We start from the raw sequence: 489 nt of genomic DNA on the forward strand, positions 1-489 counted from the left end.
CCGATGACAGTGGCCGTCGCGGGGTGCGGGTGTTCGCCCGCTCGGGTGAGGGCGCGTGGACGCGGCATGCCACGGGTTCGCTGGGCTCGGCGGTCCCGGCGCCGGACGCGGTGGAGGGCGTGTGGCCGCCGGCCGGTGCTGAGTCGGTGGCGTTGGATGGCATGTATGAGCGGCTGGCCGAGCACGGCTATCACTACGGCCCGGTCTTCCAGGGCCTGACCTCGGCCTGGCGCAGCGGCGAGGCGTGGTATGCGGAGATCGCGCTGCCCGCGGACACCGATGTGTCCGGCTACGGCATTCACCCGGCTCTCCTGGACGCGGCGCTGCACACGCTGGCGGCTGCTACCGGGGGAGCGGTGGAAGAGGTGCGGCTGCCGTTCAACTTCGCCGGAGTGGGTCTGTACGCGACCGGTGCCACGGCCCTGCGCGTACAGCTCACCCCCGTCGACGAGAGCGGCGACACCGTCACCTTCCACCTCACCGACCCCA

At 72.2% G+C, this 489-nt stretch carries 1 protein-coding gene; it reads left to right on the forward strand.

Going from position 1 to position 489, the window contains the following annotated elements:
* The coding region (locus tag KCH87_RS48505) for a polyketide synthase dehydratase domain-containing protein (RefSeq protein WP_210594470.1) at positions 1 to 489 on the forward strand (489 nt) is incomplete at both ends.

The sequence above is a fragment of the Streptomyces sp. GESEQ-35 genome (assembly GCF_017948485.1).
GTDB lineage: Bacteria > Actinomycetota > Actinomycetes > Streptomycetales > Streptomycetaceae > Streptomyces.